Source organism: Solihabitans fulvus (assembly GCF_008386585.1).
Classification (GTDB): Bacteria; Actinomycetota; Actinomycetes; order Mycobacteriales; family Pseudonocardiaceae; genus Solihabitans; species Solihabitans fulvus.
On record NZ_VUOB01000066.1, the window covers coordinates 1 to 26,155 of the forward strand.

A 26,155-nucleotide genomic window follows, 5' to 3' on the forward strand; every position below is an offset into this window, starting at 1 on the left:
TGACGTGATCTCAACGACTTTCAGGTCAGCCGACCATGTTCGAAATGGGTCAGCACCAGTGCTGCTTTGACGATGTCGCCGGTCTTGCGTGGGCTGGCGGTGATGTGTCGCAGGGCGCGCCACCGTCCGGTGAGCACAGCGAACCCACGTTCGCCCAGGCACCGCAGGCCGCGTAGTAGCGCGTTGTAGGTGCGGTTGTCCACGTCGAGCACCTGGTCGCCGGCGGGCTGCTTGACCGGGGTGTGCACGCCGATCCCGGCGCCGTCGTAGCCGCCATCGGCCAGCGTGGGCAGACCGAGTTGCGAGGCGGCCCAGTAGAGCGCGCCGAGCACGTGTTCCCGGGCCGCGGTCAGGTCGTGGACCGAGCCGGGCTCGACATCCGAGACCCATAGCGGGAAGCCGTTCGGCGCTGACAACGCCTGGATATTGCCGCCGTGCTCATGGGCTTTCCCGGAGTACCACAGGTCGATGGGCTCGCCTTTCACGCTGGTGGTCTTCTCGCCGTAGCGGTCGCAGGAGAAGACCTTGCCGTCCAGGATCACGTGGCTCGCGCCCTCGTCCTTGGCTCGCCGGAGGGCGTCGTGCAGGTCCGGGGCTTGCTGGGCGAGGACCGTGATCACTTCGTCGAGGTAGCGGTAGCCAGTGGCGCGGGAAATGCCGTGATCGCGGGCGAGGGCGGTGACGTCGGCGTGTTGACGGAACCAGCGCAGGCCCAGCACCGCCTGCCAGAAGCAGGTCAGTGCCCTGGTGTCTGTGCGGGTGCCGCGTCGGCGGCGTTCGGCCCGCAGCAGCCGGCCGAGGTGCTGGGCCAGTTCGCGGGGCACATCGAGTCTGGCACGATACGTGATCACGGGGAGCCTTCTGGTTCGGACTTGATCTTCGCAAATCCAGTCTTACCAGGGGCTCCCCGGCCATGTTCGCGGGGCTCGGCCCGTCTCCTGTCCGTCTCTCCTTGCAGCTCGCCCGCACTCGTTCGGTGTTCAACGCCAGAATCCTGGTGAGATCACCTCACTGTCCCGGCTCCCATCTGGGTGAGCCGAGCTGCTATCGCCTCCCTCAACAGTGGGTGGTCGTCGACCACCAGCACCGAGAACAACTCTTCCCGCGGGTGCGGGACCATGTTTGCCGGCAACGAGCCGGCTGGCGTGGTACGAACGGCCTGACCTAAGCCGACGGCAGCCACGTCACTACCTCCCTGGAGTCGGTCGTGCCCCCCGACCGGCACCGGGACTTTCGACCAATCAGCCGCGCCACTGATCGACCGAAAGTGGTGTCGTCGTGGGCAGCGTAGCCGCCCAAGCGGGTCTTCGGGACGATCAATCGGGTATCTATACCCATCGAGTTGTGACTGTTGGGCACTCCTGTCGCACGATCGGAGGACAACTCGATGGGGGGCGTAACGCGAGAGCTGTTCACAACGACATGAAGGAGTTGCGGTGGCGAGCACGTCTGCGCAGGACACGGCGCGGAGTCTTCTTGACCGGGTCCAACTTGTGGACGGACACAACGATCTGCCGTGGGCGTTGCGTCAACTGTTCGTGGACGACGGCGGCAATCCGGCGGCCGCGCTGTGGACCGATTCAGCCACCGTCGACCTGACCGTCGAGCAGCCCCGCCTGCACACCGACCTGGTCCGGCTGCGCCGAGGCGGGGTCGGCCTCCAGTTCTGGTCCGTGTGGGTGCCGTGCCAGCTGGCCGGCGCACCCGCGGTGACCGCCGTCCTGGAACAGATCGAGCTGGTGCACGCGCTCGCGGCCCGCTACCCCGACCACCTGACCATGGCGAACACCGCCGACGAGGCGGAGGCCGCGTTCGCGTCGGGGCGGATCGCCTCGCTGCTCGGCGCCGAGGGCGGGCACTGCATCGACGAGTCGCTCGGGGTGCTGCGCGCGCTGCGCAGGCTCGGCGTCAACTACCTGACCCTGACGCACAACCAGAACACCCCGTGGGCCGACTCGGCCACCGACGAGCCGGTCGCCGGCGGGCTGACCGACTTCGGCCGCGAGGTCGTCAGGGAGATGAACCGGATCGGCATGCTCGTCGACCTCTCGCACGTCGCCGAGAGCACCATGAAGGACGCCCTCGCCGTCACCGAGGCCCCCGTGGTGTTCAGCCACTCGTCCTGCCGGGCCGTCGCCGACAACCCCCGCAACGTGCCGGACGACGTCCTCTCGCAGCTTGCGGCCAACGGCGGCGTCTGCATGGTGACCTTCGTGCCCCGCTTCGTCTCGCCCGCCTACGCGGCCTGGGACGACGAGCTGCACAGCGCCATGGACGCGGCCGGGCAGGACCACTGGGACCTCGACGCGCGGACGAAGTTCGAGGCCACCTGGCAGGGCGGCGGCCCTCGGCCCGAGGTGACCATCGCCGACGTGGTCGCGCACGTCGAACACGCCCGCGAGGTCGCCGGCATTGACCACATCGGCCTCGGCGGCGACTACGACGGCGTGCCGGCGCTGCCGGCCGGCCTCGAGGACGTGTCGCACTACCCGGACCTGTTCGCCGAGCTGATCGACCGGGGCTGGAGCGAGGACGACCTGGCCAAGCTCGCCGGCCGCAACACCCTGCGCGTGCTCAGGGCAGCCGAGGATGTCTCGACCTGGTAGGTGCCACGAAGGACGCCTTCGGTGTCACGAAGGCGTCCTTCGGGACGCTGCTCAGGTGGCCGGGCGCTGGCTGAAGATGGTGACGCCGACCGGGGGCAGGCCGACCGCGCTGGTCATCAGGTCGCAGAAGGCCGTGCCGTGCGAGGTCAGCTCCGGGTCCAACGCCGTCCACGACGCCCGCAGTTCGAGGTCGTCGGTGCGGGCCGGCCCCGCGATGTCGCCGAAGCGGGCCGACGAGGTCTGCGTGACAGTGCCGCCGAGCGCCGTGAAGTTCGCGCCGGTGGTCTCCAGCGCCTCGGTCAGCCACGACCAGCCGACCTCCGGCAACAGCGGATCGCTGGCCAGCTCTGGGTCCAGTTCCACCCGCACGTACGCGACCAGCCGCAACACCCCGTCCCACGCCTCGGCCCCCTCCGGATCGTGCAACAGCACGAGCCGGCCGGTGGACAGTTCCCCAGCAGGACCGTTGACCTCAGCGCTGTACGCGAACGACCAGGGCGCCAGTCGCTGCGGCGGGCGAACCTCGCCGAACTCGACTTCTGGCCTGGGTTGTACCGCTTTGAGCGCCGCCACCGCCCGCCGGAACAGTTCGGGCTCTCCCGACATCCCGGTCACGACAGGGACTGTATGCCTGCGCGGGGCCGCCGAGGCGGGCGGCGCGCCGATCGAACCCGCGAACTTGGGCCGGGACACCGGGACGTTTCGGGCACTCCGGAGACGAGGGTCGTTGCCGGCCTTGGCCGACCCCGCCGCCCGCCTTGTCGCGCCCGAGCGCCGAGCCGTCGAGGCCCGGCGGCCGGCCCGTCGATGCCAAGGGGTTGAGGCGAACCCCACCCCCTCCGCGCGTTCCAGGTTGTGCGGCCCGTGGGATTATTACCGACAAGATGACCAATACCGCACCGGTCTCGGCACGCCGGGACCTTCCCGAAGCCCCATTGCTGGTCGCCGCGCACGGCGGCACACCGTCCCGGATCCCGGTGTGGTTCATGCGCCAGGCCGGCCGGTCCCTCCCCGAGTACCGCAGGGTGCGTGAGGGCGTCGCGATGCTGGACGCCTGCATGACTCCCGAGCTGGTCTGCGAGATCACCGCGCAGCCCGTCCGCAGGCACAAGGTGGACGCCGCGATCCTGTTCAGCGACATCGTCGTGCCGCTCAAGGCCGCGGGCGTCGACCTGGACATCGTGCCGGGCACCGGCCCCGTCGTGGCCAGCCCGGTGCGCAGCGCGCGGGACGTCGCCGCGCTGCCCGAGCTGGAACCGACCCAGGTCGCGCCGGTGGCCGAGGCGATCGGCCTGCTGCTCGGCGAACTCGGCGACACGCCCCTGATCGGCTTCGCCGGGGCGCCGTTCACGCTCGCCTCCTACCTCATCGAGGGCGGCCCGAGCCGCAACCACGAGCGCACCAAGGCCCTGATGCACTCGGACCCGGAGACCTGGCACGCGCTGCTCGGCCGGCTCTCCGACGTGGCGCTCGGCTTCCTGCGCGTGCAGATCGAGGCGGGCGTCGACGCGGTGCAGCTGTTCGACTCCTGGTCCGGCGCCCTCTCCGAGCGCGACTACCGCGAGTTCGTGCTGCCGCACTCGACGCGCGTGCTGACCGGGCTGGCCGACGCCGGCGTGCCGAGGATCCACTTCGGTGTCGGCACCGGCGAGCTGCTCGGCGCGATGCGGCAGGCCGGGGCCGACGTCGTCGGCGTCGACTGGCGGATCCCGCTGGACACCGCCGTGCGGCGGCTGCGGCAGGCCGTGCCGGACGGTCCGGCCCCGGTCGTGCAGGGCAACCTGGACCCAGCGCTGCTGTTCGCCGAGGGCCCCGCGCTCGAACGGGAGGTCAACCGGATCGTCGCCGAGGGCCGCGCCGCCGGGGGACACATCTTCAACCTCGGCCACGGCGTGCTGCCGGACACCGATCCGGACGTCATCACCAGGGTCACCGAGCTGGTGCACGGCCTCCAGCCCGGAGCGGAATAGCGATGCGGACGAGGCCGGTGCGTGTCGCGGACATCGGCGGCGGGATCGCCGTGATCCTTGTCGGGGACGCGTTCGGCTGCGGGCGAGGCGGCTGCGCGGTGTCGGCGTGAACAGCCGGCCTGCGCACGTCGCGGTCGTCGGCGGCGGGATCTCCGGGCTGGCCGCCGCGCACCGGTTGCGCCGCCTGCTCGGCGGTCAGGCCGTCATCACGGTCTTCGAGCAGTCCGACCGGGTCGGCGGCAAGCTGCGCACGACCGAACTCGCCGGCCACCGCTACGACGTCGGCGCCGAGGCGTTCCTGCACCGCAGGCCCGAGGCGACCGAGCTGATCACCGAGCTGGGCCTGGCCGACCAGTTGACGCATCCGGCCGGCGTCGGCGGCACGGTTCGGGCGGGCGGGCACACCAACCCAATTCCCGGACACACCCTGATGGGCGTGCCGGCGTCGGCCGAGGCCGTGCGCGGGGTGCTGTCCACAGACGCGCTCGCCAGGGTCGCCGCCGAACCCGATCTGCCGCCGGTCCGCCTCGACGGCGCGGACGTCTCCGTGGGCGCGCTGCTGCGCGAACGATTCGGGCCCGAGGTGCCCGACCGGCTCGTCGGCCCGCTGCTCGGCGGCGTCTACGCGGGCCGGGCCGACGACCTCGGGCTGCGCGCCACCATGCCGGCGCTGGCCAACGCCCTGGACGCCGGCGCGGGCTCGCTGGTGACCGCCGCGGCGACCGTCATGCCGGCCCCGCCGCAGTCGCACACGCCGAGGCCGCCCGTGTTCGGCACGCTGCGTGACGGCCTCGGCGGGCTGACCGACCGGCTCGCCGAGGTGGCCGCGCCGGAACTGCGGCTCGGCCTGCCCGTTCGCGCCCTGCACCGACTCGAGCACGGCTGGCGGCTGGAGATCGGGCCGGCGCCGCACCCCGAGATCCTCGACGTGGACGCCGTCGTGCTGGCCGTGCCGGCGCCGTCGGCGCGCAGACTGCTGGACGGTGTCGTGCCGGCCGCGGCCGAGCGGTTCGCGCGGGTGGAGGTCGCGTCCATGGCCGTGGTGGCGCTCGCGCTGCCGCCGGACGTGGAACTGCCAGCGTCCTCCGGCGTGCTGTTGGCCGAGGGGGAGCGGCGCGCGGACGGCACGCTGTTCACGGCGAAGGCATTCACCTTCTCCAGTCGCAAGTGGGGACACCTCGGTGGGCAGGGACACGTGCTGGTGCGTGGTTCGGTCGGCCGGCAAGGCGAGGCGGTGCTGTTGCAGCGGAGCGACGAGGAGCTGGTGCAGGCGGTGCGCGCGGACCTCGCCGAGCTGACCGGCGTGACCGCGACACCGGTGGACACCCTGGTCACCCGCTGGGGCGGCGGGCTGCCGCAGTACGGGGTCGGCCACCTGGATCTGGTGGACGGGATCGAGCGCGCCGTGGCCGAGGCGCCGGGGCTCGCGGTGGCCGGCGCGTCGCTGCACGGGGTCGGTCTGCCGGCCTGCATCGCCACGGCGGACGCCGCCGCGGCCCGTGTCGCCGCCCACCTCCTGGGACGCCTGCCGCGCTGAGGTGGGACCATGGAGCCATGTCCCGCCTGAACTATGCCGAGTTGAACGACACCATCCGCTACACCATGTGGTCGGTGTTCCGCGTCGAGGCCGGCCGGCTGCCCGAGAACAGGGGTCCGGCGGCCACCGAGGCGCAGGAGTACCTGGATGCCCTGGCAGGCAAGGGTGTCATCGTGCGGGGTGTGTACGACCTCGCCGGGCTGCGTGCCGACGCGGACTATATGATCTGGTGGCACGCCGAGGAGATCGAGCAGGTGCAGGCCGCCTACTCGGGGTTCCGGCGCACCACCCTCGGCCGCGCGTCCGTGCCCGTGTGGAGCAACGTCGCGCTGCACCGCCCCGCGGAGTTCAACAAGAGCCACATCCCGGCGTTCCTCGCCGGTGAGGAGGCCCGCAAGTTCATCTGCGTGTACCCGTTCGTGCGGTCCTACGAGTGGTACCTGCTGCCGGACGAGGACCGCAGGAAGATGCTCGCGGACCACGGCAAGGAGGCGCGCGACTACCCGGACGTGCGGGCCAACACCGTGGCGTCGTTCGCGCTCGGCGACTACGAGTGGATCCTGGCGTTCGAGGCGGACGAACTGCACCGCATCGTCGACCTGATGCGCCACCTGCGCGGCACCGAGGCACGCCTGCACGTGCGCGAGGAGATCCCGTTCTACACCGGCACGAGGGTGCCGGCGGCAGAGCTGGTGACCAACCTGCCCTAGGAGTTCCTGAGTTCCTAGGATCCCGGGCGAACGAATCCCGTTTCATACGCCCGGATCACGGCGTGCACGTGGTCTCGTGCGCCCAGCTTGGCGAGCAGCCGCCCGACATGCGTCTTCACCGTGCCCTCGGACAGGTGCAGCGCGGTCGCGATGTCGGCGTTGCTGTCTCCCGTCGCGACCATCCGCCACACCTCGCGCTCGCGTTCGGTCAGGCCGTCCGGGCTCTCGCGCGTCCGCAGGGTTCCGGAGACGTGGTCGATGAGCCGGCGCGTTGTCGATGGCGCCACAACGGAATCGCCCGCGTGCACCGTCCGGATCGCGCGCAGCATGTCCTCGGCCGGGGCGTCCTTGAGGATGAATCCGCTCGCCCCGGCGGCCAACGCGGCAAAGGCGTACTCGTCCAGGTCGAACGTGGTCAGCACGAGGATGCGCGGACCCGCCGGATCGCGTTCGACGAAGCGCCGAGTCGCCTCGACGCCGTCCATTCGCGGCATGCGCACGTCCATGACGACGACGTGGGCGTGCCGCGCGCTCAACCGGCTCAGCGCCTCGGCCCCGTCCCCGGCTTCGCCGACGACCTCCATGTCCGGCTGGGCGTCGACGACCATCGCGCAGCCGGTGCGCACGAGCTCCTGGTCGTCGACAAGGAAAACTCGGATCATGCCGGCTCCCGCACCGTCGCCACCACCCGGAATCCGCCGGTGTCCAGCGGCCCGGCTTCCAGTGTTCCGCCAAGGATCGCCAGCCGATCGCGCATCCCGGCGATCCCGTTGCCACCCGGTGCCGGGGGCGGACCGGACGGCCCGCTGTCGCGGATGGACACCGTGAGAACTCCGTCCGCCCACGCCAGTCCCACGATCACCGCGAGGGAATGGGCGACGACATCGTGGACGTCCCTGGCGATCCTGGCACGTTCGGCCTCGCGCGCCTGCCCCTGCAGGAGTTCGACCTGAGCGAGCTGGGTGCGCCTGAGCAACCCGAGGCTCCACGCGGTCACCACGACCGCGACCAGCAGGGCGGTCAACAGCGCGGCGGCGGCCGGGGTCTGGCCGGTCGGCCACAGGAGGTAACGGCCCCCGATGACCAGGCAGCTGGCGACCGACACCGCCAGAACCAGCGCGGGCCGGACCCTGGCGTTGGCTGTGCATGCGTGGATCGCGATCGGCGCGACCAGACAGGACGGCAGCAGCACGAACCACGGCACGGCCAGCGCCATCGCGAACACCAGCCCGTTCGCGACCGCCGCCGAGACGACCGGCCGGGCGCGGCGCCACCCCAGCGCGACATGGGCGATCGCGGCCCCGGCCAGCAGAAACAAGGCGGTGGTCGGCAGGGTGGACAGCGACGCGATCACGACGGACGGGATGCCGAGCACGAGCCCAAGCAGGATCGCGAGGAGCCCATCCGATCTCATCGGGCGACTCTAACCCGGACCCGATCCCGGTAACCGAGGACGAGACGGCCGATCACCAGCCCGAGCAGTGCCCAAACGGTGTACAGCGAGAAATCGACGATCCACGCGTCGGTCGACACGTCCATCGCGGCGAATCGGGGTGCGCCCATCGCGTGGTTGAGCAGGCCGAACAGCGGGAGCAGCCCCTGGTTGAGGAGTACCAGCGTCACCACCGTCCCCGTTGTGATCAGCCCGATCCGGATCAGGCGGTGCCGGCCACCGTCCTTCGCCAACAGCAGGACCAACGTGCTCGCGCCGATGAGCATGACCGTTTCCGCCGCAGGGAAACCCTCGGTGTAGTGCTCCGGCATGAGCAGCGTCCCGCCCGCCGACCAGTAGAACTTCGCCAGCGGGTAGATCGCCCCGAGCACCAGCCCGGCGATCACCAGCGGCCGCCGGACCTGAGCCGCAGTCCGGCCGTTGCGGATGTAGGCGATGGCGACCGCGACCAGGCCCAGCGCCCCACACAACCTGGATACCGCGCCCCGGCCGTCCACGATCGCGAAATCGCCCGCCGGAATGCCGGTCGTGAGGAAGAACAAGCGGAAGCCGTCCAGCACCAGGCCGCCGGAGGCCCACAACAGCAGCACCGCCGCGACCCCGTACACCGTTGCTCGGTGCAGCGACATGGCGATCAGGCCGAGTGCCGCGCCGAGCGGCACCAACCAGACCGGGGCCGCGTATCCGTAATGGGCTGCGTAGTCCTGGGCCGGGGAAGTGGGGCGATGAGCCGGGCGGCCAGCGCGCCGATCCCTGCCGCGGCGCACAGGCCGCGAGTGACGAAACCGTTCATGGCTTCACCGTCTCGCCACCCACCGCTGCCGCGCGTCTGACCGGCGGGACCGCCACGGGCGACCCGCGAGGGACTGACAACGGCCGGATTCCGTGGTAGCGCGTCGGTCGGGAGGTCGTGACAGCGTTGCCGCTGCGGTGGTTTCCCGAGCTGTGCGACCTCTCAGGGACCTTCGGCCTCAGTCTCGGTTTCGGTGACGGCGTCGGGTTCGGGTTCGAGGTCGGCGAGGGTGGAGCGCAGCCAGTCGCGCTCCGCCTTTTTGGTGGCCCTGGCCATTTCCAGCATGCCGCGGCGGAAGATCGTGTCGGCCTCGGCGGCGCGAACCGGCTTGTCGCCCCGGTAGAAGAAGCTCGCGGGCTGGTCGAGGAAGTCCAACCGGCGCCGCAGCACGGCGGCCTGGTCGGCGCGCTCGGGGAGCCGGTGCAGGAACGCGAGCACCGCGAAGAAGCGGTTGCGGTCGGTGATGTCGGTCTGGTCGGGATGGCGTAGCCGCCTGGCCAGTTCCGCGCGTCCGGCGTCGGTCAGCGCGAGCACCTGGCGCGGTGCGGCGGAGACGCCCTGCTCCTGTTGCCTGGTCAGCAGTTCGGCCTTTTCCATGCGCTTGATGGCGGGGTAGAGCGCGCCGTCGCTCACGGGCCGGACGTGGCCGGTGAGCTGGCTGATCCTGGTGCGGAGCTCGTATCCGTGCATCGGTTGCTCGCTGAGGAAACCGAGGATCGCTAGTTCGAGCACGGCCGCATTCTCCCTTGCGTCCGACGGGGTACGTTCGTACTATCCTACCTCGACACGAGGTACAACGATTCGAGGTAGCGATGGTCGAGAGAGTCATGTTCGACGGGTTCGGCGGCGTGCGGCTGTCCGGCGTCGACTTCGGCGGGGACGGGTCGGCGATCCTGCTGCTGCACGGCCTGATGGGTCGGGCGACCACGTGGGCCGAGACGGCGGGCTGGCTGACCGGGCACGGTCGGGTTGTCGCGATCGACCAGCGCGGTCATGGTCACAGCGACAAGCCGGCCGGGCCGTACGACCGCGCCGCGCGAGTGGCCGACGTGGCCGCGGTGATCGACCAGCTCGCGCTCGGCCCGGCGGTGGTGATCGGCCACTCGATGGGCGGCCTGACCGGCTGGCAGCTCGCCGCGGACCATCCCGAGCTGGTGCGGGCGCTGGTGATCGCCGACATGGACGCGACCGCGTCGCTCAGGCAGGACAAGTGGCGAGCGTGGTTCGCCGACTGGCCCCTGCCGTTTCCGAGCCTGGCCGACGTCCGGGCGTATTTCGGTGGCGGGCATGCGGGGCAGGGCGACTACTTCACCGAGGTGATGGCGGAGGGCGCGGACGGCTACCGGCCGATGTTCGAGTTCGAGCACATGCTCGCCTTGCAGGCCGGCTGGGACGGCCGCGACCACTTTGCCGAGCTGGATGCGGTGCGTTGTCCGGCGCTGATGGTTGCTGGCGAGCTGTCGACGGAGTCCACGCAGGCGCAGCGGGACATGGCAGACCGACTGTCGGTCGGCGAGTTCGCGTGTGTGGCTGGGGCCGGGCACACGCTGCACTTCGACAACCCGGGAGGGTGGAGGGCCGCGGTGGAGCCGTTTGTCGCGCGGCAGGTGTCGTCGGTCGCCTGACGGGCCGTGGCGGACGGGGGATTGCATACCGACTGTCGGTCGGGCTGGCTCGGCCAATCGACTGGGCTGAGGCTGAACCGGTGACATACCGACTGTCGGTCCATGAATCGGGCGCAAGAGGTCGATCGTGACGTACCGACCGTCGGTCGGCGAGTTGGGTGAACCGGTGGAAATGGCATACCGACTGTCGGTCGATGAACTGGGTGAAGGGTAGAAGCGGCATACCGACTGTCGGTCGGTGACCCGGACGCGGGGCGGACGGTGACATACCGACTGTCGGTTGGTGTGCGGGGGCGCAGTTGTCTGAGGATGGGCGCGCTCCGCCTCATGTGGCCCGGACGGTGACGTCGTGCGTGTGGCTGGGGTTGTTGGTGAGCTGGAGCCGTTCGTCACGCGATGGGGTTCGGCGGCCGGCTGGGCACCTACGCTCGGGTCGTGATCACTCCGACCGCAGCGCTGCGGGAGCTCTGGCACGACACCACGGGCACACCCCTTGACAGGGCCGGAGTGGTCATCGACGGCGACGACCCCGTCCTGCCCAGCCGCTATCGCGTTGGCGTCCTCGCGGCCGCCGCCGTGGCTGCCACCGCGACGGCCGCGGCTCGCCTGCTGCGTGCGCGGGGCGGTGCCCCCGACCCCGTGCGGCTGTCGGTGCGTGAGGCGGCCGCGGCCTTCCACACCGAACGCTGCCTGCGGGTGGACGGCGCGCCGCCCCGCGACCTGTGGGCGGCGCTGAGCGGCAACTATCGGGCCGCCGATGGCTGGGTTCGGCTGCACTGCAACTACCCGCATCACCGGGACGCGGTGCTCGCCGCGTTGGCGGTGGCCGACAGTCGGGACGCCGTCGCCGAGGCGGTCTCCCGGCGAACCGCGGAGGACGTCGAGGCCGCAGTGCTGGCGGCTGGCGGCGCCGCGGGTGCCCTGCGCCGCCGTGCGGACTGGCTTCGCCACCCGCAGGCGCTCGCGATCGGGCGGCTGCCGCTGGCGGACCTCCGACGGCTCGGCCCCGCTCCAGCGCGTCCCTTGGCGCGGGCGGATCGGCCGCTTGCCGGGGTGCGGGTGCTCGACCTGACGCATGTCATCGCCGGGCCGGTGTGCGGGCGGACCCTCGCCGCCTTCGGCGCGGACGTCCTGCACGTCGGGGCCGCGCATCTGCCGACGGTCGGTCCGTTGGTGATCGACACCGGTTTCGGCAAGCGATCCTGCCACCTCGACCTGCGCACCGAGCGGGACCGGTTGGTGCTGCGCGGGCTGATCGCCGAGGCGGACGTGTTCGTGCAGTCCTATCGACCGGGAGCGTTGGCAGCACTGGGTTTCGGGCCAGCACAGCTGGCCGAGCTGCGCCCCGGCATCGTGTCGGTGAACCTGTCCGCCTACGGCCAGGCCGGCCCGCTGGCCGGGCGGCGCGGCTTCGACAGCCTCGTGCAGATGGTGTCCGGCATCGCCGACACCGGGGAAGCCGCCCCGAGGCAGCTGCCGGCCCAGACCCTGGACCACGGGACCGGCTGGTTGGCCGCCTTTGGCGCGATCACCGCGCTGACCCGCCGCGCGTCGGCAGGCGGCTCCTGGGAGGTGCGCGTCTCGCTGGCCCGCACCGCGCTCTGGCTGGACAGCCTCGGGCGCACCGAGGACGAGGGGGAGCGGGCGGAGGGGGTTGAGGATTTTGCCGACCTGCTGGTCGAGACGGACAGCGCGTTCGGTCGGTTGACGCATGTGCGGGCCCCGGCGTCGGGGTATTGGGCGCACGGTCCTCGGTTGCCTGGCGGTGACGAACCCCAGTGGTGGTGAGTTCAGCGGTGGCGGGCGGATGGTGTGGGTCTGGTGGAGGTCGGCCAGGTGGTGGCGGGGCCGGTGGTGGCGGGGCTGGTGGTGGCGGGGCTGGTGGTGTGGGCCGGTGGTGCGCCCTCGGCGTGGGCCGAGGGCGCACCAGCGCGGCTACTGGTTGGTCAGCGGCTCCTGCTTGGTGAGCTCCTGCTTGGTGAGTTTGTAGGCTCGGATCACTGTCTCCTCGACGGCGGTGCCGTCTGAGCTGGTTGCCTTGGCGCGCAACGACACGAACTGCGCGTCGAAGGGGTGCCAGACCAGGGCCACGTCGCCGATGACCGGTGCCGGGAACCAGTTGTCGCCGTCGTCGTAGGACACTTCGAGCGACAGGTGGCGCGTCGAGGCCTGCGGTGCGCCCTGCTGGCGCTGCACGCTCAGCGGCACGAGCGCGAGTCGTCCGGCGCGGGCCGCGTTGTTGTCGTCCAGCTTGGGATTGAAGCGGACCACCGAGATCGGCAGCCTCGCGTAGTCGGTGCCCGCCACGTGGCTGGAGTCGAACGTCCACGTCGTGGTGACCTGCGTGCTGAGTTCCAGTGCCGCGCCCGGCGTCCCCTGGACGGTGAGCCGGTACGAGCCCGGTTCGGCCGGCACGGTGAACTTGCCTTGCCCCGGGTGACCGGACTCGCCGATCTTCTTGTCGCCGAGGAACAACGTCGTGCTGCCCGTCACCGTCGACAGACCAAGCGACGCGCCCGAGGAGTCGCCGACGAGCGGGAGGTCCACGTTGATCGTGTCGCCGTTGCGGGTCACCCACAGCTGCGGGATCGGCGGCGCCGGCAGCACCGGGCTGAACACCGCGTAGTGCAGCCGTTCGCGGTAGGTCCGACCGGCGTGGTAGTTGCCCGGGTCGGCGATCTCCTGCGCCTCGAGGGTGTTTCCGTTGAGTTGCAACAGATCCGCACCCCACTGCACGCCGTCGGTGGTGAGGTACTCGGTCGCCGTGCCCGGCAGGCCGACCGGGAACAGCGCGCTCCAGCCCCCGCCCCCGCCGGAGCTGACGGGTGCGGCGCCCTTGAGGCCCGTCCGGCCGGTCGGGGCCGGCCCGAACGCGTAGTGCACCTCGGCCAGTTGGTCCTTGGTCACCGTCTTGTCGATACCGGTGAACACCCTGCTCGGCTGCGCCCAGGCCAGCCGGTAGAAGGTCGGACTCCCGTCCGTCGCGGTCCACTGCGTGTTGACGTGGGAACTCAACCGGTCGGCCGGCAGCGCCGGTCCGATGTGCGCGGTGGACAACCGGGACAGGCCGTCGCCGAAGGTCACGAAGCTGCTGCCGAACCCACCGGTCGCCGTTTTGAGGTTGAAGCCGACCTCGCCAAGGGCGAGCCTTGGCGTCGGGTCGGGTGGCGTCACCCTGATCGGCTTGGCCAGCCTGGCGTCGGCGTCGATCGCGGTGTCCTTGGAGAGGTTCAGCCCCGGCGCGGGCAGCCAGGCGAAGGTCGGCAGGCCGGTCGGCGACGTGCCACCGACGAGGCTGTCCAGGAGGTAGGCGCCCTTGGGCACCCGCACGGTCGCCGTGCCGTTCTGCGGGGACAGCGGGATGAACTTGAAGTTGTCCAGGCCGATCAGCAGGCTGGAGGCCTGCGTGGCCGGCGCGCCCGCCACGTCGGTGTAGCGCACGGTCAGCGTGTAGCTCTCCACCTCGCGGGTGATGCCGACCGGGGTGCGGGTCGTTGTGGTGCCGGAGGTGGCGACGAGCGTGCCGGAGTAGGGGCCGTCGACGTTGCCTGCCTTGGTGTTGGCGGTGACGGTGACCTGGGTCTGGCCGCCGGCCGGGATGGTGACGGTGGTGGTGCTGAGGCTGAACAGGCCTGCCGGGATGGGTTTGCCGTCGGGGCCGGTTCCGTCGATGGCGAGCGACAGGGTTGTGTCGGTCTTGCCGGTGTTGTGGTAGGTGATGGTTTTGCTCACGGGTTTGTCGTTGGTGTGTGGCCAGGGTTGTGTTGGCAGGCTGAGGTTGGTGGGTTCGGTGGTGATGTTTTCGGAGATGGCTTTGCCGACGTCGACGCGGCCGGAGCCTTGCTGGAAGACGTTGAGTGTGGTGTTGGGTTTGGCCGATGCGGTGAGTGCGGCCTTGAGTTGTGTGCCCTTCCAGTCGGGGTGTTGCTGGGCGAGCAGCGCGGCCGAGCCGGCTACGTGCGGGGTGGCCATGGACGTGCCGGAGAGGGCGACGTAGCCGTCGACGGCCGGCGTGCCGATGACGCCCGTTGTGGACTTCGCGGCCACGATGCCGACGCCGGGTGCGGTGATGTCGGGCTTGATCGCGTCGTCCCCGGTGCGCGGGCCTCGGCTGGAGAAGAACGCGAGGCTCTCGTCCCGGTCGATCGCGCCGACTGCGAGCGCCGCCTCCGCGCTGGCCGGCGAGCTGATGGAACCGTCGCTGGGGCCCGCGTTGCCGGCCGCGATGACGAACAGGATGCCGTGCTGCGCGGACAGGGTGTTCACGGCCTGCTTGAGCGGGTCGTCACCGCCGCTGTCGGTGCCGCCGAGGCTGAGGTTCGCCACGGCCGCGCCCTGGTCCGCCGCCCACTGCATGCCGGCGAGGATCGAGGACTCCGGGCAACCGTTGAGGGCGCACACCTTTCCGTTAAGCAGCGTGGCATCGGGCGCGACGCCCTTGAACTTGCCGCCGGACTTGGCGCCGGTGCCGGCGATGGTGGAGGCGACGTGAGTGCCGTGGCCGACGTGGTCGAGCGTGTCGGCCTCCGGGCTGAAGTTCTTCTCCGCGGCGATCTTGCCGGCCAGGTCGGGATGCGTGGCGTCGATGCCGGTGTCCAGCACGGCGACCTTGACGCCGGTGCCGGTGTAGCCGGCCTGCCAGGCGATCGGCGCGCCGATCTGCGGCACACTGCGGTCCAGGCTCGGCGCGCGCTTGCCGTCCAGCCACACCTTGTCGACGCCCGAGGCCACGCCGCGAGCGGTGAGCGCCTGCCACAGGCCGGCCGTGCCGGACTTCGCGTCGAGCACCGCCGAACCACGGACGCTGGGCAGGTCCCTGGTGACCGAGGCCCCCAGGGTGTTGGCGGCCAGTGGCTGGGCCGCCGAATGCGTGACGATCAGCGGCAGCGAGTCGCGCTGGGCGTCGTCGTAGCCGGCGTCGATGAGTGTGGTGACGTCGAACAGCCTGCGGTCCAGCCGATCCTGCGCGAGCAGTGCCATGGCGTCGCGCGGAATGACGTACAGGTGGCCGGGCACGTGAAAGGTCGAGAAGCCGACGTTCTCCCTGCCGTGGCCGGGCTGCACGGTGCCGGCGGTCGCGCCGTCCCGCACCAGCACGCGGTCACCGGTGATCAGCGTGACCGCGCGCTCCTGGCCGGAGCCGGTGGCCTGGTTTTCCTTGCTGGTGGCGACATTCGGCGCCGCGGACGCGGCGTGGGTCATGCCGAGTGCGGTGCCGAATGCCAGCACCGCGGCCATCGCGCTTGTTCCGATGCGTCTGTGCACACTTCCCCTGGAATGCAACTGATACCTCCGGTCGTGGATCTCCTTGCCAGCAGGCGGACGACGACGGATGATCAATTGAGCGTGAGACGAATACCCCCTGGCCATTGTGAAAGTAGCCAGGTTGAGGATTGACCGACACGTCCTGTTGAGTGTTGTTCGTCAGTTTCTGACGGCCGATTGCGGGCTGGACTGCGTCGGACCGGTGCGGTACGCGCGCGTGCACGAAGTCCTCGGGGCATGGTGAGGTTGCCTCGGGAGCGGGTTTTCCTGGCGAGGTAGGACGTTCGCTGTGGGATTCGGCGGCATCCCTGGATAGCGGTGTGCCCCCGGCAGGTACCGGGGGCACACCGGGTCGGCTGCTACCTAGAGCTCCTAACACAATGACTGTCCGACGGAGTGACGCCCAGCTGACGCCTCGCTGCGTTGTCGTCGCCCCGCATGGCTCCGCCATGAGGGGCTCCTCCGCCTTGCGACGCGCCACCTGGACGCCACTCCCAGTCGAACGCCGTCGTGTTAGGAGCTCTTGGTGAGTTTGTAGGCTCGGATCACCGTTTCCTCGACGGTGCTGCCGTCTGAGCTGGTTGCCTTGGCGCGCAACGACACGAAGTTCGCGTCGAAGGGGTGCCAGACCAGGGCGACGTCGCCGAGGACCGGCGCGGGCACCCAGTTCGTGCCGTCGTCGTAGGACACCTCCAGGGAGAGCTGGCGCGTCGAGGCCTGCGGAGCGCCCGGCTGGCGCCGCACGCTCAGCGGCACGCGTTCGAGCTGGCCGGCGTGGGCCGCGTTGTTGTCGTCCAGTTCGGGATCGAAGCGCACCACCGAGATCGGCAGCTGCGTGGGCACGGCGCCGTCCACGTGGCTCGAGGAGAACGTCCACGTGGCACTCACCCGGGTGCTCACGTCGGACACGCCGCTGCGCGTCGCCTCCGTCGTGAGCCGGTAGTCCCCGGCCTCCGCCGGCACCGCGAACCTGCCGGAGCCCGGCTGCGTGCTCTCGCCGATCTTCGTGTCACCATGGAACAGCGCGGTGCTGGCCGTGTCCGTCGACGAGTCACCGCCGGCACCCGAGGAGTCGCCGAACAGCGGCGTGTCGACGGCGATCGTGTCGGCGACGCGGCTTACGCCCAGGTACCGGTGGATGTCCGTCAACGTGGGCAGCGTCGGGCCGAACACCCCGTAGTTCAGGCGCTCGTGATAGGTCCGGCCGGCCTGGTAGCTCTTCGGCTGCTCGTTCAGGAAGACGGCCGACCCGTTGCTGATCTGGGTCGTGCCCGAGTTCCACTGCACGTCCTCCGTGGTGACGTACTCGGTCGCGGTGCCGGGCATGCTGACCGGGAACACCGCGGCCCCGGCGGCGGTGAAGCCGCCGGGCACGACCGGACTCGCGTCCTTCGCCGCATGGCTGCCGGCAGGCGCGGGCCCGAACGAATAGTGCACCTTGGCCAACTGGTCCATGGTCACCGTCTTGTCGATGCCGGTGAACGCCGTGCCGTGCCGCGTCCAGGCCAGCCGATAGAAGCTGGGGCTTGGCGTGGGCGTCGCCTGCGACCACTGCGTGTTCACGACCGCGCCGAGCTGATCGTCCGGTAGCGCCGGACCCACCTGTGCGGTGTAGACCTTCGACAGATCACCGGTGATCACGCCGCCGCCGATATCCTGGCCGGGGACCGGCGAGAACTTTCGGCTGTAACCGATCTCGCCGAGGGAGAGTGTCAGTGTCGGGTCGGGTGGCGTCACCTTGATCTGCTTGGCCAGTCTGGCGTCGGCGTCGATCGTGGTGTCCTTGGTGATGCTCAGGCCGGGCGCGGGCAGCGAGGCGACGGGGTCGGTTCGGTTCGCCCCAGTCACGAAGTTGTCGAGGAGGTAGTCACCCTTGGGCAGCCGCACGGACACCGTGCCGCTCGGGTCGTAGAGCGACGTGAACTTGAGGTCTCGCATGGCGAACAGCGCCCCGTAGCCGGTGGCGGTCGGCTTGCCGTCGAAACCGGTGTAGTGCACGGTCAGGGTGTAGGTCTCCGCCTCGCGGGTGATGGCGACGGGTGTGCGGGTCGTCGAGGTGTCGGAGGTGGCGATGAGTGTGCCGGAGTAGGGGCCGTCGACGTTGCCTGCCTTGGTGTTGGCGGTGACGGTGACCTGGGTCTGGCCGCCGGCCGGGATGGTGATCTTGTCGGTGTTGACGCTGAACAGGCCAGCTGGGGCGGGTTTGCCGTCGGGGCCGGTTCCGTCGATTGCTAGTGACAGGGTTGTGTCGGTTTTGCCGGTGTTGTGGTAGGTGACGGTCTTGCTCACGGGTTTGTCGTTGGTGTGTGGCCAGGGTTGTGTTGGGAGGCTGAGGTTGGTGGGTTCGGTGGTGATGTTTTCGGAGATGGCTTTGCCGACGTCGACGCGGCCGGAGCCTTGCTGGAAGACGTTGAGTGTGGTGTTGGGTTTGGCCGATGCGGTGAGTGCGGCCTTGAGTTGTGTGCCCTTCCAGTCGGGGTGTTGCTGGGCGAGCAGCGCGGCCGAGCCCGCAACATGCGGAGTGGCCATCGAGGTACCGGAGAGGGCGACGTAGCCGTCTTCCGCCGGTGTGCCGATCGTGCCCGTGGACGACCTGGCCGCGACGATGCCGACACCGGGTGCGGTGATGTCGGGCTTGATCGCGTCGTCCCCGGTGCGCGGGCCCCTGCTCGAGAACCGGGCCAGGCTCTCGTCGCGGTCGACCGCGCCGACGGTGAGCGCGGACTCCGCGCTGCCGGGCGATTCGATCGTGCCGCTCTCCGATCCGCTGTTGCCGGCCGCGATGACGAACAGGATGCCGCGCTGCGCGGACAGGGTGTTCACGGCCTGCTTGAGCGGGTCGTCGGCGCCGCTGTCTTTGCCGCCGAGGCTCAGGTTCGCGATGGTCGCGCCCTGGTCGGCCGCCCATTGCATGCCGGCGATGATCGCCGAGGTCGGGCAGCCGTGTGTGGCGCACACCTTGCCGTTCAACAGGGTCGCGTCCGGCGCGACGCCCTTGAACCTGCCACCGGACTTGGCGCCGGTGCCGGCGATGGTGGAGGCGACGTGGGTGCCGTGGCCGACGTGGTCCAGCGTGTCGGTCTCGGGGCTGAAGTTCTGTTCGGCGGCGATCTTGCCGGCCAGGTCCGGATGCGTGGCGTCGATGCCGGTGTCCAGCACGGCGACCTTGACGCCAGTACCGGTGTAGCCGGCCTGCCAGGCGATCGGCGCGCCGATCTGCGGCACGCTGCGGTCAAGGCTGGGCTTGTTCATGCCGTCCAGCCACACCTTGTCGATGCCCGCGCTGAGGTCGTGGCCCGTGAGGGCCTGCCACACGCTGCCGGCGTTGGACTTCGCGGCCACCATCGCCGAACCGTGCACGGCCGGCAGGTCCCTGGTGATTGAGGCTCCGAGGGTATTGGCGGCCAGCGGCTGGTTTGCCGAGTGCGTGACGATCAGCGGCAGGGAGTCGCGCTTCGCGTCGTCGTAGCCTGCGTCGACGAGCGCGGTGACGTCGAACAGACCGCGGTCCAGCTTGCCCCGGCCGAGCAGTGCCATGGCGTCGACCGGGACGACGTACAGGTGGCCGGGAGTGTGGAAGGTCGAGAAAGTGGTGCCCTCCCTGCCCTTGCCGGCCTGCACAGTGGCCGAGGTGGCGCCGTCGCGTACCAGCACGCGGTCACCGGTGATCAAGGTGACTGAATGCTCTGTGCTGGTGGCTGTCGAGTTTTCGTTGCCGCTGAGGGCATTCGGCGCTGCCGACGCGGCCTGCGTCGCGCCGAGCGCCGTGCCTGCCGCAAGTGCGGCGGCGATCGCCGTCGTTCCAAGGCGTCTCGATGGATTTCCCCATGAACGCAACTGACACCTCCGGTCGTGGATATGCTTGCCAGCAGGCGAAAAGTGGCGATGGGTGACCAAAGTGAGCGCGAACCGAAAGCCCGCTGGCGATGATCAAAGTAGCCAGTTTCGGGCGTGCGCAACACGTCCTGTTGCGCGTTGTCGGCGCGGTCATGGCGTCCGAGTGCAGTCTGTACGGTGCCGGTTCCCGGAGGTACCCGCGCAGGCGCGTACGGCGTCAGGACCGGCGGAGTTGCCACCAGCGGCGGGATTTGTCCGCCGGGGCGGGAAGTTCGCCTCGGGCCATCGTCCACTCCGCGAACGCGGCGGCATCCGCGCGCGCCCCGCTGTCGACCGCGCGGGGATGCGCGGCGGCGTACTCGTCGAACAACGGGCGGAAGCGCTGGCCGAGGGCGTCCGCCACCTCGGGCGCCAGCATCGCCGCCACCGAACGGCGTTTGGCCAACAGCGCGTTCGCCTCGACGCGGAGCTGCGCGGGATCGAAGCCCTGCGGCGGTTCCCCGCCGGCCAGCAGCGCGCGCAGCAGCTCGGCCTGTCGCGCGGCCAGCCGGTCGCGCTGCGGCTCAGTCACCGTTCCGCCAGGACTGCGCGGATCGCGGCCAGCTCCTCGGCCAGTTCGGTGTCGGTGGGGTAGTTGTCGTCCCGTTCCAACAGGACGCCCGGCGGCTCGACCCTGGACCGCAGCTCCCGCAACAGGTCGAGCACCTCGGGCAGCACGGGGTGTGCGTGCGTGTCGTGGTAGACGCCGCCGTGCTCGTGGCCGCCGGCGACGTGCACGTAGGCCAGTCGCTCCAACGGGATCGCGTCGAGGAACTCGGCGGGGTCGGTGCGCACGTTGCGCGCGTTGGCATAGAGGTTCGCCACGTCGATCAGCAGCCGGCAGTCGGTGCGTTCGACCAGTGAGGCGAGGAACTGACCCTCGGTCAGCTCGTTGTCGGGCCATTCGAGCAGCGCGGCGACGTTCTCCAGCGCGAGCGGGACCGGCAGCTCGGCCTGCGCAGCCCGCACGTTGGCCACCAGCACGTCCAGCGCGTCCCTGGTGCGCGGGACCGGCATCAGGTGGCCGGAGTCGAGCCCGCCCGCCCGCACGAAGCAGACGTGATCGCTGACCAGCGGGGCGTCCAGCGCCTGCGCGACCGAGGCGAGGTGCGCGACCCGCTGCCTATCAACGGGTTCGGCGCCGCCGAGCGACAGGGTCACCCCGTGCGGCAGCACCGGGACGCCGCGTTCTCGCAGCAGCCGAAGGGACTCCGGCAGCTGGTCGGCGCGCAGGTTCTCGGCGACGACCTCGACGAAGTCCACGCCGGGCAGGCGTTCGACGGTCAGATCGATCTCCGGACGCCAGCCGATCCCGACTCCCAGCCGGAGCGGCCGGCTCATCCGGAGAATCCGTCGCCCGCGGACCAGTCGCTGACGGCCAGTGCCGCCAAGGACAGCCCGGCGCCGACCCACATGGCGCTCCGGCCGAGCCGTGCGGCCCGCGAGCGCCAGGCGAGCTCCTCCGGCGTGTCCCCGGACGGCCGCCGGTGCCGGGGACGCGCGATCTGCCACGGGTCGTCCGGCACGCCGAACTCGAACTCATCCACCGCAACCACCTCCGCCGCCGCATCCGCCGCCACCGCCGCAACCACCACCGCCGCCACCGCAACTGCTGCCGCCGCAACTGCTGCCGCCACCACCGCCGCAGGACGATCCGGCGATGAAGGCCGAGCCGGCTGCGTACGACGCGTTCCGCGCGGACCCCGAACCCCCGCCCCAGATCCTGCCGGCCACCGCAGAGGGCGGCGGCCGCAATGCGGCGCGTAGCAACAGGTCCGGATGCGCGTCGAGCCCACCGAGGGCGACCGGCCCGACCGCGCCACCGAGCGGCGACGTGGCCGGGCCGGTCGACATACCCCCGTCAGGCTCGCCTGTGCGAGCGGCTTCGAGCGCACGTGCCCCACGGAACGTGCGGTACAGCTGCGGCCTGCGGGTCAGCAGGTACAGCAGGACGAGGGCGACTAACAGTTGCAGCACCAGCCAGCCGACGGGGGCGCCCACCCTGATGCCGTTGACCCAGCGCGCGATCCCGACCAGCAGCACCACGACGAGCGGGGTGACGCCGACCCGCACCCACCGCCTGACGACCGCGTTGTCGACCAGCATTCCCTGAGCGACCAGTCGATCCTTGACCGACTTGACGGCCTGGTTGCCGACCAGCGCTTCCAGCATCAGGCTGACGGTCCGCTTGCTGTGCCGGCGCGCGTCCGCCAGCACCGCCGTGTCCACCGGATTGGTCGACGTGGCCCCGGTGACCTGCACCGTTCCGTTCCTGGACGCGCGCAGCGCACCCGACTCCAGCAGCCGCGCCACCGACGTCTCGATGACCCTGCGCGGGCCGTTCGCCAGGTACGCGACCTCGTCGAGGTTGAGTCGCCGCCGAGGGTCGCTGCCCCCGCTGCCGCGCATGAGCGCCCGCACGACGAGCGCGACCGCGACGGTGATCCCCAGCGCCACCCAGTAGATCCTGAGGAAGTCCGGTCCCGATATCCCCCATGACTGTGTCATCTCGCCCCCTCGCACCCTCCCGGATCGACTGGCCTGTGCGGCCAGCTTCCGCCGGTCACATCCAAGATCGAGTCAATGGTGTGCCGTGGACCACAGGCGGACAAGACGTCTTGGGCAAGCCTTAGGGTTTCTTAGGGTTCGGTCCTTTGGCTCAACCCCAAGGAAATCGAGGCCGGCTGGGCCGATTGGGGGAGTGCCGCGTCCTCGGGTCAGCCCGCGTCGGTCGGGGTGAGGCGCAGCGAGATGCTGTTGATGCAGTAGCGCTGGTCGGTCGGGGTGTTGTAGCCCTCGCCCTCGAACACGTGGCCCAGATGGCTGTGGCAGGTCCCGCAGAGCACCTCGGTGCGCACCCCGCCGAGGCTGCGGTCCTCGCGGAGGATGACCCGGTCGCCGGCGAGCGGCGAGAAGAAGGACGGCCAGCCGCAGTGCGAGTCGAACTTGGTCTCGCTGCGGAACAGTTCGGCGCCGCAGGCCCGGCACTCGTACACGCCGACGGTCTTGGTGTCGGTGTACTCGCCGACCCACGGGCGCTCGGTGCCAGCCTCGCGCAGCACGGCGTACTCGGCCGGAGACAGTTCCTCCCGCCATTCGTCGTCCGACTTCACGACCTTCGGAGTTGCACCGACGACAGGTTCCATGCCTCCACGCTAATAGGAGTTCGGCCCTTCGCGCCTTGCGGACCGCTTACGTCACAGCGGCGCGCTCGGCGCTCAGCTGGAGCTGAAGAAGGTCGAGGCCATCTCGCCGAGCGCCGACCAGAGCGTGACCAGCACGCCGAGCAGGATCAGCGCGACGATCAGGACGGCGACCAGCCTGCGGTGGCCGCCTGCCCGGTTGGCCGACGCGGCGAACTCCTCGACGCCGTCCAGGTAGCCCTCGACGGTGTAGCCGGGCCGCTCGCGTTCCATCCGGTCGAGGTGCTCGGCGAACGCGAGTGCCTCGGGGTCGTCCGGGTCGAGGCCGACCAGGTCCTCGCCGAACCGGCCGGGCGGCCCGCTCGGCTCGGTGTCCTCCGGCTGCCCGCGCCGCGGTGGCTCCTCGTCGCGAGGTCCGAAGGTGCCAGTACCGGCCATGCGCCAACGGTAGCCGAGGTCAGCCCGCCGGTACGACCGCAGCCGAGGCCAGCCTGCTGGTACGACCGGGGCCGGATCAGGCCGCCGGTACGACCGCGGCCGAGGGACGCACCGCGCCGACCGGCTCGCCGTGGCCGAGCACCGGCACGGTGGCGAGGTCGGCCAGCGGCGCGACGTTCACGCCGAGCATGCGGAGCGCGGCCACCATCACCACGGGCCTGGCGCGCGAGGAGCCGTCGGCGATCTTGAGCGCGACGGCCGAGCCGTCGGGCAGCCCGAGCGCGTACACGCCCTCCGCGCCGTCCTTGGCGACCGCGCCGGGCAGCCCGCGCATCAGCGAGGTGACGTCGCGGTCGGTGCCGCCGACCCACTCGGGGTGGTTGCTCATGGCGTCGGCGATCCTGCGCTCGTGGCTGCCGGCGGGCGCGCTGGCCAGCCGGCCGAACGCCCTGGCCAGGCCGGTGAGGCTGATCCCGAACAGCGGCGCGCCGCAGCCGTCGACGCCGACCGCGCCGACCGGCTCGCCTGCCAGGTCCTCCAGCGTCTCGACCATGGCGACCTGGAGGGGGTGGGTCGGGTCGAGGTAGTTGGCGGTCGGCCAGCCGTTGCGGACGCAGGTGGCCAGCATCGCGGCGTGCTTGCCGGAACAGTTCATGTAGACCGGGGCCTTGCCGAGCCCGGCGGCCAGGTGCGCGGCCAGCGCCCGCTCGCCGATGGGCAGGTCGGGGGTGCACTGGAGGTCGTCGACGGTCAGGCCGGCCGACTCGAGGATCCGCCGCACGCCTGCGATGTGGAAGTCCTCGCCGGAGTGGCTCGCGCTGGCCAGGGCGAGGAGTTCGCCGTCGAGGTCGAGGCCGTTGCGCAGCATGGCCAGCGCCTGGATGGGCTTGTTGGAGGAGCGCGGGTAGGCGATCCGCTCCGGCTGGCCGACGGCGAGGACGGGCGCGCCGTTGGCGTCGAGGGCGATCACGGAGCCGTGGTGCACGGACTCGAGGAACTCGCCACGCCAGACTTCGGCGACGACCTGGTGCATGGCGACCTCCTGGGGGTGCGTTGACTGATAACTGTCGACAGTTGACAATATCCGACCACCAGTGAACAGGAGCGATGACGACGGTGTCTAGGGTCAGCTCCGTGAGGAGGCACACGTGACAGCGCAGCCGCTGCATCTGAGCCTGGCCGGGCAGACCGTCGACCTCGTCAGGGAACTCGTGCTGACCGGCGAGATCCCGCCGGGGGAGCGGGTCAACGAGGTCGAGCTGGCGTCCCGGCTCGGCATCAGCCGAGGCCCGCTGCGCGAGGCCATCAGGCACCTGGCCAGCGAAGGGTTGCTGGTGCTCGTGCCCAACAGGGGCGCCCACGTGCCCAAGGCGGACGCGGACGAGGTGCGCGCGCTGTTCGAGCTGCGCATCGCGCTGGAGTGCGCCGCGGCCAGCCTGGCCGCGCAGCGGCGCACCGGGGCCGAGCTGGCCAGGCTGCGCGAGGTCAGCGCCGAGTCGCGGGCCAACTACCAGGCGGGCCGCCGCTTCCCGCACCGGCTAGACCTGGCCTTCCATCAGGCCCTGCTGGACGCCGCCCGTAGCCCCCGGATCGCCGAGCAGGTGCGGCTGGTGCAGCAGCGCGTCATCCTGCTGCGCAGCCGGCTGAACACGGACTCAGCCCACCAGTTCGCCTCGATGGACGACCACGACGAGCTGATCGCCGCCGTGGCCGCCGCCGACGCGGCGCTGGCCGGGGCAGTGATGCGCCGGCACCTCGACCGCGTGCGCGACCAGCTGCTCGGCGAGATCGCCCCGTCGTGAGCCGACGCGTCAGCCGCCGGTCACCCGGAACCTGCCCCGGTCGAGCACCACGTCGCCCTCGCCGTTGGTGGTGCGGAACAGCACGGCGTCCCCGTCCCGCCACGCGCTGACGACCAGCTCCTCGCCGGGCAGCACCGGGCGGGTGAACCGCCCCTCGATGTGCGACATGCGACGCGCGTCGCCGTCGCAGAACTCGTTGACCAGCAGCCGGCAGGTGATGCCGTAGGTGGCCAGGCCGTGCAGGATCGGGCGGTCGAAGCCGCCGAGCGCGGCGAACGCGGGATCCGCGTGCAGCGGGTTGCGGTCGCCCGTCAGCCGGTACAGCAGGGCCTGGTTGGGCGCGGTGCGGAACCGCGACACCGCGTCGGCGCTGCGGGCCGGCAGCGCGAACGTCTCGGCAGGGCCCCGGTCGCCGCCGAAACCGCCCTCGCCCCGGATGAACACCGAGGAGCGGGTCCGGAACAGCGGCTCGCCGCCGTCCGGATCCACCGCCTCGGTGTCGGTCACCACGAGCGCGCCGGTGCCCTTGTCGAAGACGTCGGTCACGGTCCGCCGCACCTGCGCGGAGCCGGCCACCGGCAGCGGGCGGTGCAGCGTCAGGGACTGCTCGGCGTGCAGCACCTGGGTCAAGTCGACCCCGCGCAGGCCGAGCTGCGGCCCGCCGAACAGCGCCAGCACGATGCCGAAGGTGGGCAGCACCTGCTGGTCCGCGCCCTCGACCGTGAAGGCCAGCTCCCGCACGGGATCCTGTTGCCCTGCGCCGACCGCGAGCGCGTACAACAACGCGTCGTCGGCGGTCCACGAACGAGTCCAGACGGGGTCGGTCACGCCAACGATGCTGCGGTCGAACGCCATGCGCTCCCCTTGTCGAGTCGGGCCGGGCGGATTCGGTTGTGGTGTCAGGGATCCACGGCCCTAGTAGTGTGTCGTTGCTTAT

23 protein-coding genes and 1 pseudogene are annotated in these 26,155 nt (G+C 70.9%); 7 read left to right on the forward strand and 17 right to left on the reverse strand.

Annotation, left to right across the window (positions count from 1 at the left end):
• Positions 1–20: 20 nt before the first annotated feature.
• The gene (locus F0L68_RS33090) at positions 21–851 is read right to left on the reverse strand and encodes a transposase family protein (protein WP_149853821.1); all 831 of its coding nucleotides are present in this window, start codon (positions 849–851) and stop codon (positions 21–23) included.
• Between the two features lie 158 nt (positions 852–1,009).
• Positions 1,010–1,183: pseudogene (locus F0L68_RS33095) on the reverse strand (response regulator); the annotation flags it as partial.
• 253 nt (positions 1,184–1,436) lie between these two features.
• Between F0L68_RS33095 and F0L68_RS33100 the strand changes: the two are divergent.
• On the forward strand, positions 1,437–2,606 hold the full coding sequence (locus F0L68_RS33100; RefSeq protein WP_149853822.1) for a dipeptidase: 1,170 nt from the start codon (positions 1,437–1,439) through the stop codon (positions 2,604–2,606).
• Positions 2,607–2,657: 51 nt separating this feature from the next.
• Here F0L68_RS33100 and F0L68_RS33105 read toward each other — a convergent pair whose 3' ends face one another.
• Positions 2,658–3,212 (reverse strand): DUF3000 domain-containing protein, encoded by a 555-nt coding sequence (locus tag F0L68_RS33105; protein ID WP_438672339.1) that lies wholly within the window; start codon positions 3,210–3,212, stop codon positions 2,658–2,660.
• A 278-nt stretch (positions 3,213–3,490) separates the two neighbouring features.
• On the opposite strand from F0L68_RS33105, the gene hemE reads away from it, so the two are divergent.
• From hemE to hemQ, 3 genes are all read left to right on the forward strand, one after another.
• The gene (hemE, locus tag F0L68_RS33110; RefSeq protein ID WP_149853824.1) at positions 3,491–4,576 is read left to right on the forward strand and encodes a uroporphyrinogen decarboxylase; all 1,086 of its coding nucleotides are present in this window, start codon (positions 3,491–3,493) and stop codon (positions 4,574–4,576) included.
• 106 nt (positions 4,577–4,682) lie between these two features.
• The gene (gene hemG / locus F0L68_RS33115) at positions 4,683–6,113 is read left to right on the forward strand and encodes a protoporphyrinogen oxidase (RefSeq protein ID WP_149853825.1); all 1,431 of its coding nucleotides are present in this window, start codon (positions 4,683–4,685) and stop codon (positions 6,111–6,113) included.
• A 17-nt stretch (positions 6,114–6,130) separates the two neighbouring features.
• Positions 6,131–6,823 carry a hydrogen peroxide-dependent heme synthase gene (gene hemQ / locus F0L68_RS33120; protein WP_149853826.1) on the forward strand — a complete coding sequence of 231 codons (693 nt, stop codon included), beginning with the start codon at positions 6,131–6,133 and terminating at the stop codon, positions 6,821–6,823.
• Between the two features lie 14 nt (positions 6,824–6,837).
• Here the strand turns inward: hemQ and F0L68_RS33125 are convergent, their stop codons facing one another.
• The 4 genes from F0L68_RS33125 to F0L68_RS33140 all read right to left on the reverse strand — a co-directional run bounded on the left by F0L68_RS33125 (position 6,838) and on the right by F0L68_RS33140 (position 9,801).
• Entirely contained in the window at positions 6,838–7,485 is a 648-nt protein-coding gene (locus F0L68_RS33125; RefSeq protein ID WP_149853827.1) for a response regulator transcription factor, read from the reverse strand.
• Positions 7,482–8,237: a DUF7134 domain-containing protein gene (locus tag F0L68_RS33130; protein WP_149853828.1), complete on the reverse strand. Its 756-nt coding sequence runs from the start codon at positions 8,235–8,237 to the stop codon at positions 7,482–7,484. The genes F0L68_RS33125 and F0L68_RS33130 overlap by 4 nt, the downstream gene beginning before the upstream one ends.
• Positions 8,234–8,938 (reverse strand): hypothetical protein, encoded by a 705-nt coding sequence (locus F0L68_RS33135; RefSeq protein WP_149853829.1) that lies wholly within the window; start codon positions 8,936–8,938, stop codon positions 8,234–8,236. The genes F0L68_RS33130 and F0L68_RS33135 overlap by 4 nt, the downstream gene beginning before the upstream one ends.
• Positions 8,939–9,231: 293 nt before the next feature.
• The gene (locus F0L68_RS33140; protein ID WP_149853830.1) at positions 9,232–9,801 is read right to left on the reverse strand and encodes a PadR family transcriptional regulator; all 570 of its coding nucleotides are present in this window, start codon (positions 9,799–9,801) and stop codon (positions 9,232–9,234) included.
• Between the two features lie 80 nt (positions 9,802–9,881).
• Here F0L68_RS33140 and F0L68_RS33145 point away from each other — a divergent pair, with 80 nt between their 5' ends.
• A complete protein-coding gene (locus tag F0L68_RS33145; protein WP_149853831.1) occupies positions 9,882–10,694 on the forward strand; it encodes an alpha/beta fold hydrolase in 813 nt (270 codons plus the stop codon).
• 435 nt (positions 10,695–11,129) lie between these two features.
• The gene (locus F0L68_RS33150) at positions 11,130–12,482 is read left to right on the forward strand and encodes a CoA transferase (RefSeq protein ID WP_223199347.1); all 1,353 of its coding nucleotides are present in this window, start codon (positions 11,130–11,132) and stop codon (positions 12,480–12,482) included.
• Positions 12,483–12,629: 147 nt separating this feature from the next.
• Here the strand turns inward: F0L68_RS33150 and F0L68_RS33160 are convergent, their stop codons facing one another.
• From F0L68_RS33160 to F0L68_RS33200, 9 genes are all read right to left on the reverse strand, one after another.
• Positions 12,630–15,932, reverse strand: coding sequence for a S8 family peptidase (locus F0L68_RS33160; RefSeq protein WP_188316956.1), 3,303 nt, complete (start codon positions 15,930–15,932; stop codon positions 12,630–12,632).
• A 540-nt stretch (positions 15,933–16,472) separates the two neighbouring features.
• Positions 16,473–19,856, reverse strand: a complete 3,384-nt coding sequence (locus F0L68_RS44640) for a S8 family peptidase (RefSeq protein ID WP_149853834.1) — start codon at positions 19,854–19,856, stop codon at positions 16,473–16,475.
• A gap of 157 nt (positions 19,857–20,013) precedes the next feature.
• A complete protein-coding gene (locus F0L68_RS33170; RefSeq protein ID WP_149853835.1) occupies positions 20,014–20,367 on the reverse strand; it encodes an SCO6045 C-terminal-like domain-containing protein in 354 nt (117 codons plus the stop codon).
• Entirely contained in the window at positions 20,364–21,176 is an 813-nt protein-coding gene (locus tag F0L68_RS33175; RefSeq protein WP_149853836.1) for an MbnB/TglH/ChrH family RiPP precursor modification enzyme, read from the reverse strand. The genes F0L68_RS33170 and F0L68_RS33175 overlap by 4 nt, the downstream gene beginning before the upstream one ends.
• On the reverse strand, positions 21,173–21,382 hold the full coding sequence (locus F0L68_RS33180; protein WP_149853837.1) for a hypothetical protein: 210 nt from the start codon (positions 21,380–21,382) through the stop codon (positions 21,173–21,175). Before F0L68_RS33180 ends, F0L68_RS33175 begins: the two co-directional genes overlap by 4 nt.
• Entirely contained in the window at positions 21,375–22,343 is a 969-nt protein-coding gene (locus F0L68_RS42780; RefSeq protein ID WP_188316957.1) for a TIGR04222 domain-containing membrane protein, read from the reverse strand. The genes F0L68_RS33180 and F0L68_RS42780 overlap by 8 nt, the downstream gene beginning before the upstream one ends.
• Before the next feature lie 209 nt (positions 22,344–22,552).
• The gene (gene msrB, locus F0L68_RS33190; protein ID WP_149853838.1) at positions 22,553–22,981 is read right to left on the reverse strand and encodes a peptide-methionine (R)-S-oxide reductase MsrB; all 429 of its coding nucleotides are present in this window, start codon (positions 22,979–22,981) and stop codon (positions 22,553–22,555) included.
• A gap of 72 nt (positions 22,982–23,053) precedes the next feature.
• Positions 23,054–23,416 (reverse strand): hypothetical protein, encoded by a 363-nt coding sequence (locus F0L68_RS33195; RefSeq protein WP_223199348.1) that lies wholly within the window; start codon positions 23,414–23,416, stop codon positions 23,054–23,056.
• A gap of 76 nt (positions 23,417–23,492) precedes the next feature.
• Positions 23,493–24,449 (reverse strand): asparaginase, encoded by a 957-nt coding sequence (locus tag F0L68_RS33200; protein WP_149853839.1) that lies wholly within the window; start codon positions 24,447–24,449, stop codon positions 23,493–23,495.
• 115 nt (positions 24,450–24,564) lie between these two features.
• Here F0L68_RS33200 and F0L68_RS33205 point away from each other — a divergent pair, with 115 nt between their 5' ends.
• Complete coding sequence (locus tag F0L68_RS33205; protein ID WP_149853840.1) at positions 24,565–25,218, forward strand: GntR family transcriptional regulator; 654 nt, start codon at positions 24,565–24,567, stop codon at positions 25,216–25,218.
• A 9-nt stretch (positions 25,219–25,227) separates the two neighbouring features.
• On the opposite strand, the gene F0L68_RS33210 is transcribed toward F0L68_RS33205, so the two are convergent.
• Complete coding sequence (locus tag F0L68_RS33210; RefSeq protein ID WP_149853841.1) at positions 25,228–26,073, reverse strand: MaoC/PaaZ C-terminal domain-containing protein; 846 nt, start codon at positions 26,071–26,073, stop codon at positions 25,228–25,230.
• Between the last annotated feature and the right edge of the window lie 82 nt (positions 26,074–26,155).

Bases quoted from the DNA above. Each gene is read 5' to 3' on its own strand.
- msrB (WP_149853838.1), bottom strand. From the start codon at position 22,981: ATGGAACCTGTCGTCGGTGCAACTCCGAAGGTCGTGAAGTCGGACGAC.
- F0L68_RS33195 (WP_223199348.1), bottom strand. From the start codon at position 23,416: ATGGCCGGTACTGGCACCTTCGGACCTCGCGACGAGGAGCCACCGCGG.
- F0L68_RS33175 (WP_149853836.1), bottom strand. From the start codon at position 21,176: ATGAGCCGGCCGCTCCGGCTGGGAGTCGGGATCGGCTGGCGTCCGGAG.
- F0L68_RS33130 (WP_149853828.1), bottom strand. From the start codon at position 8,237: ATGAGATCGGATGGGCTCCTCGCGATCCTGCTTGGGCTCGTGCTCGGC.
- F0L68_RS42780 (WP_188316957.1), bottom strand. From the start codon at position 22,343: ATGACACAGTCATGGGGGATATCGGGACCGGACTTCCTCAGGATCTAC.
- hemE (WP_149853824.1), top strand. From the start codon at position 3,491: ATGACCAATACCGCACCGGTCTCGGCACGCCGGGACCTTCCCGAAGCC.
- F0L68_RS33145 (WP_149853831.1), top strand. From the start codon at position 9,882: ATGGTCGAGAGAGTCATGTTCGACGGGTTCGGCGGCGTGCGGCTGTCC.
- F0L68_RS33160 (WP_188316956.1), bottom strand. From the start codon at position 15,932: ATGGCCGCGGTGCTGGCATTCGGCACCGCACTCGGCATGACCCACGCC.
- hemQ (WP_149853826.1), top strand. From the start codon at position 6,131: ATGTCCCGCCTGAACTATGCCGAGTTGAACGACACCATCCGCTACACC.
- F0L68_RS33210 (WP_149853841.1), bottom strand. From the start codon at position 26,073: ATGGCGTTCGACCGCAGCATCGTTGGCGTGACCGACCCCGTCTGGACT.
- F0L68_RS33125 (WP_149853827.1), bottom strand. From the start codon at position 7,485: ATGATCCGAGTTTTCCTTGTCGACGACCAGGAGCTCGTGCGCACCGGC.
- F0L68_RS33105 (WP_438672339.1), bottom strand. From the start codon at position 3,212: ATGTCGGGAGAGCCCGAACTGTTCCGGCGGGCGGTGGCGGCGCTCAAA.
- F0L68_RS33200 (WP_149853839.1), bottom strand. From the start codon at position 24,449: ATGCACCAGGTCGTCGCCGAAGTCTGGCGTGGCGAGTTCCTCGAGTCC.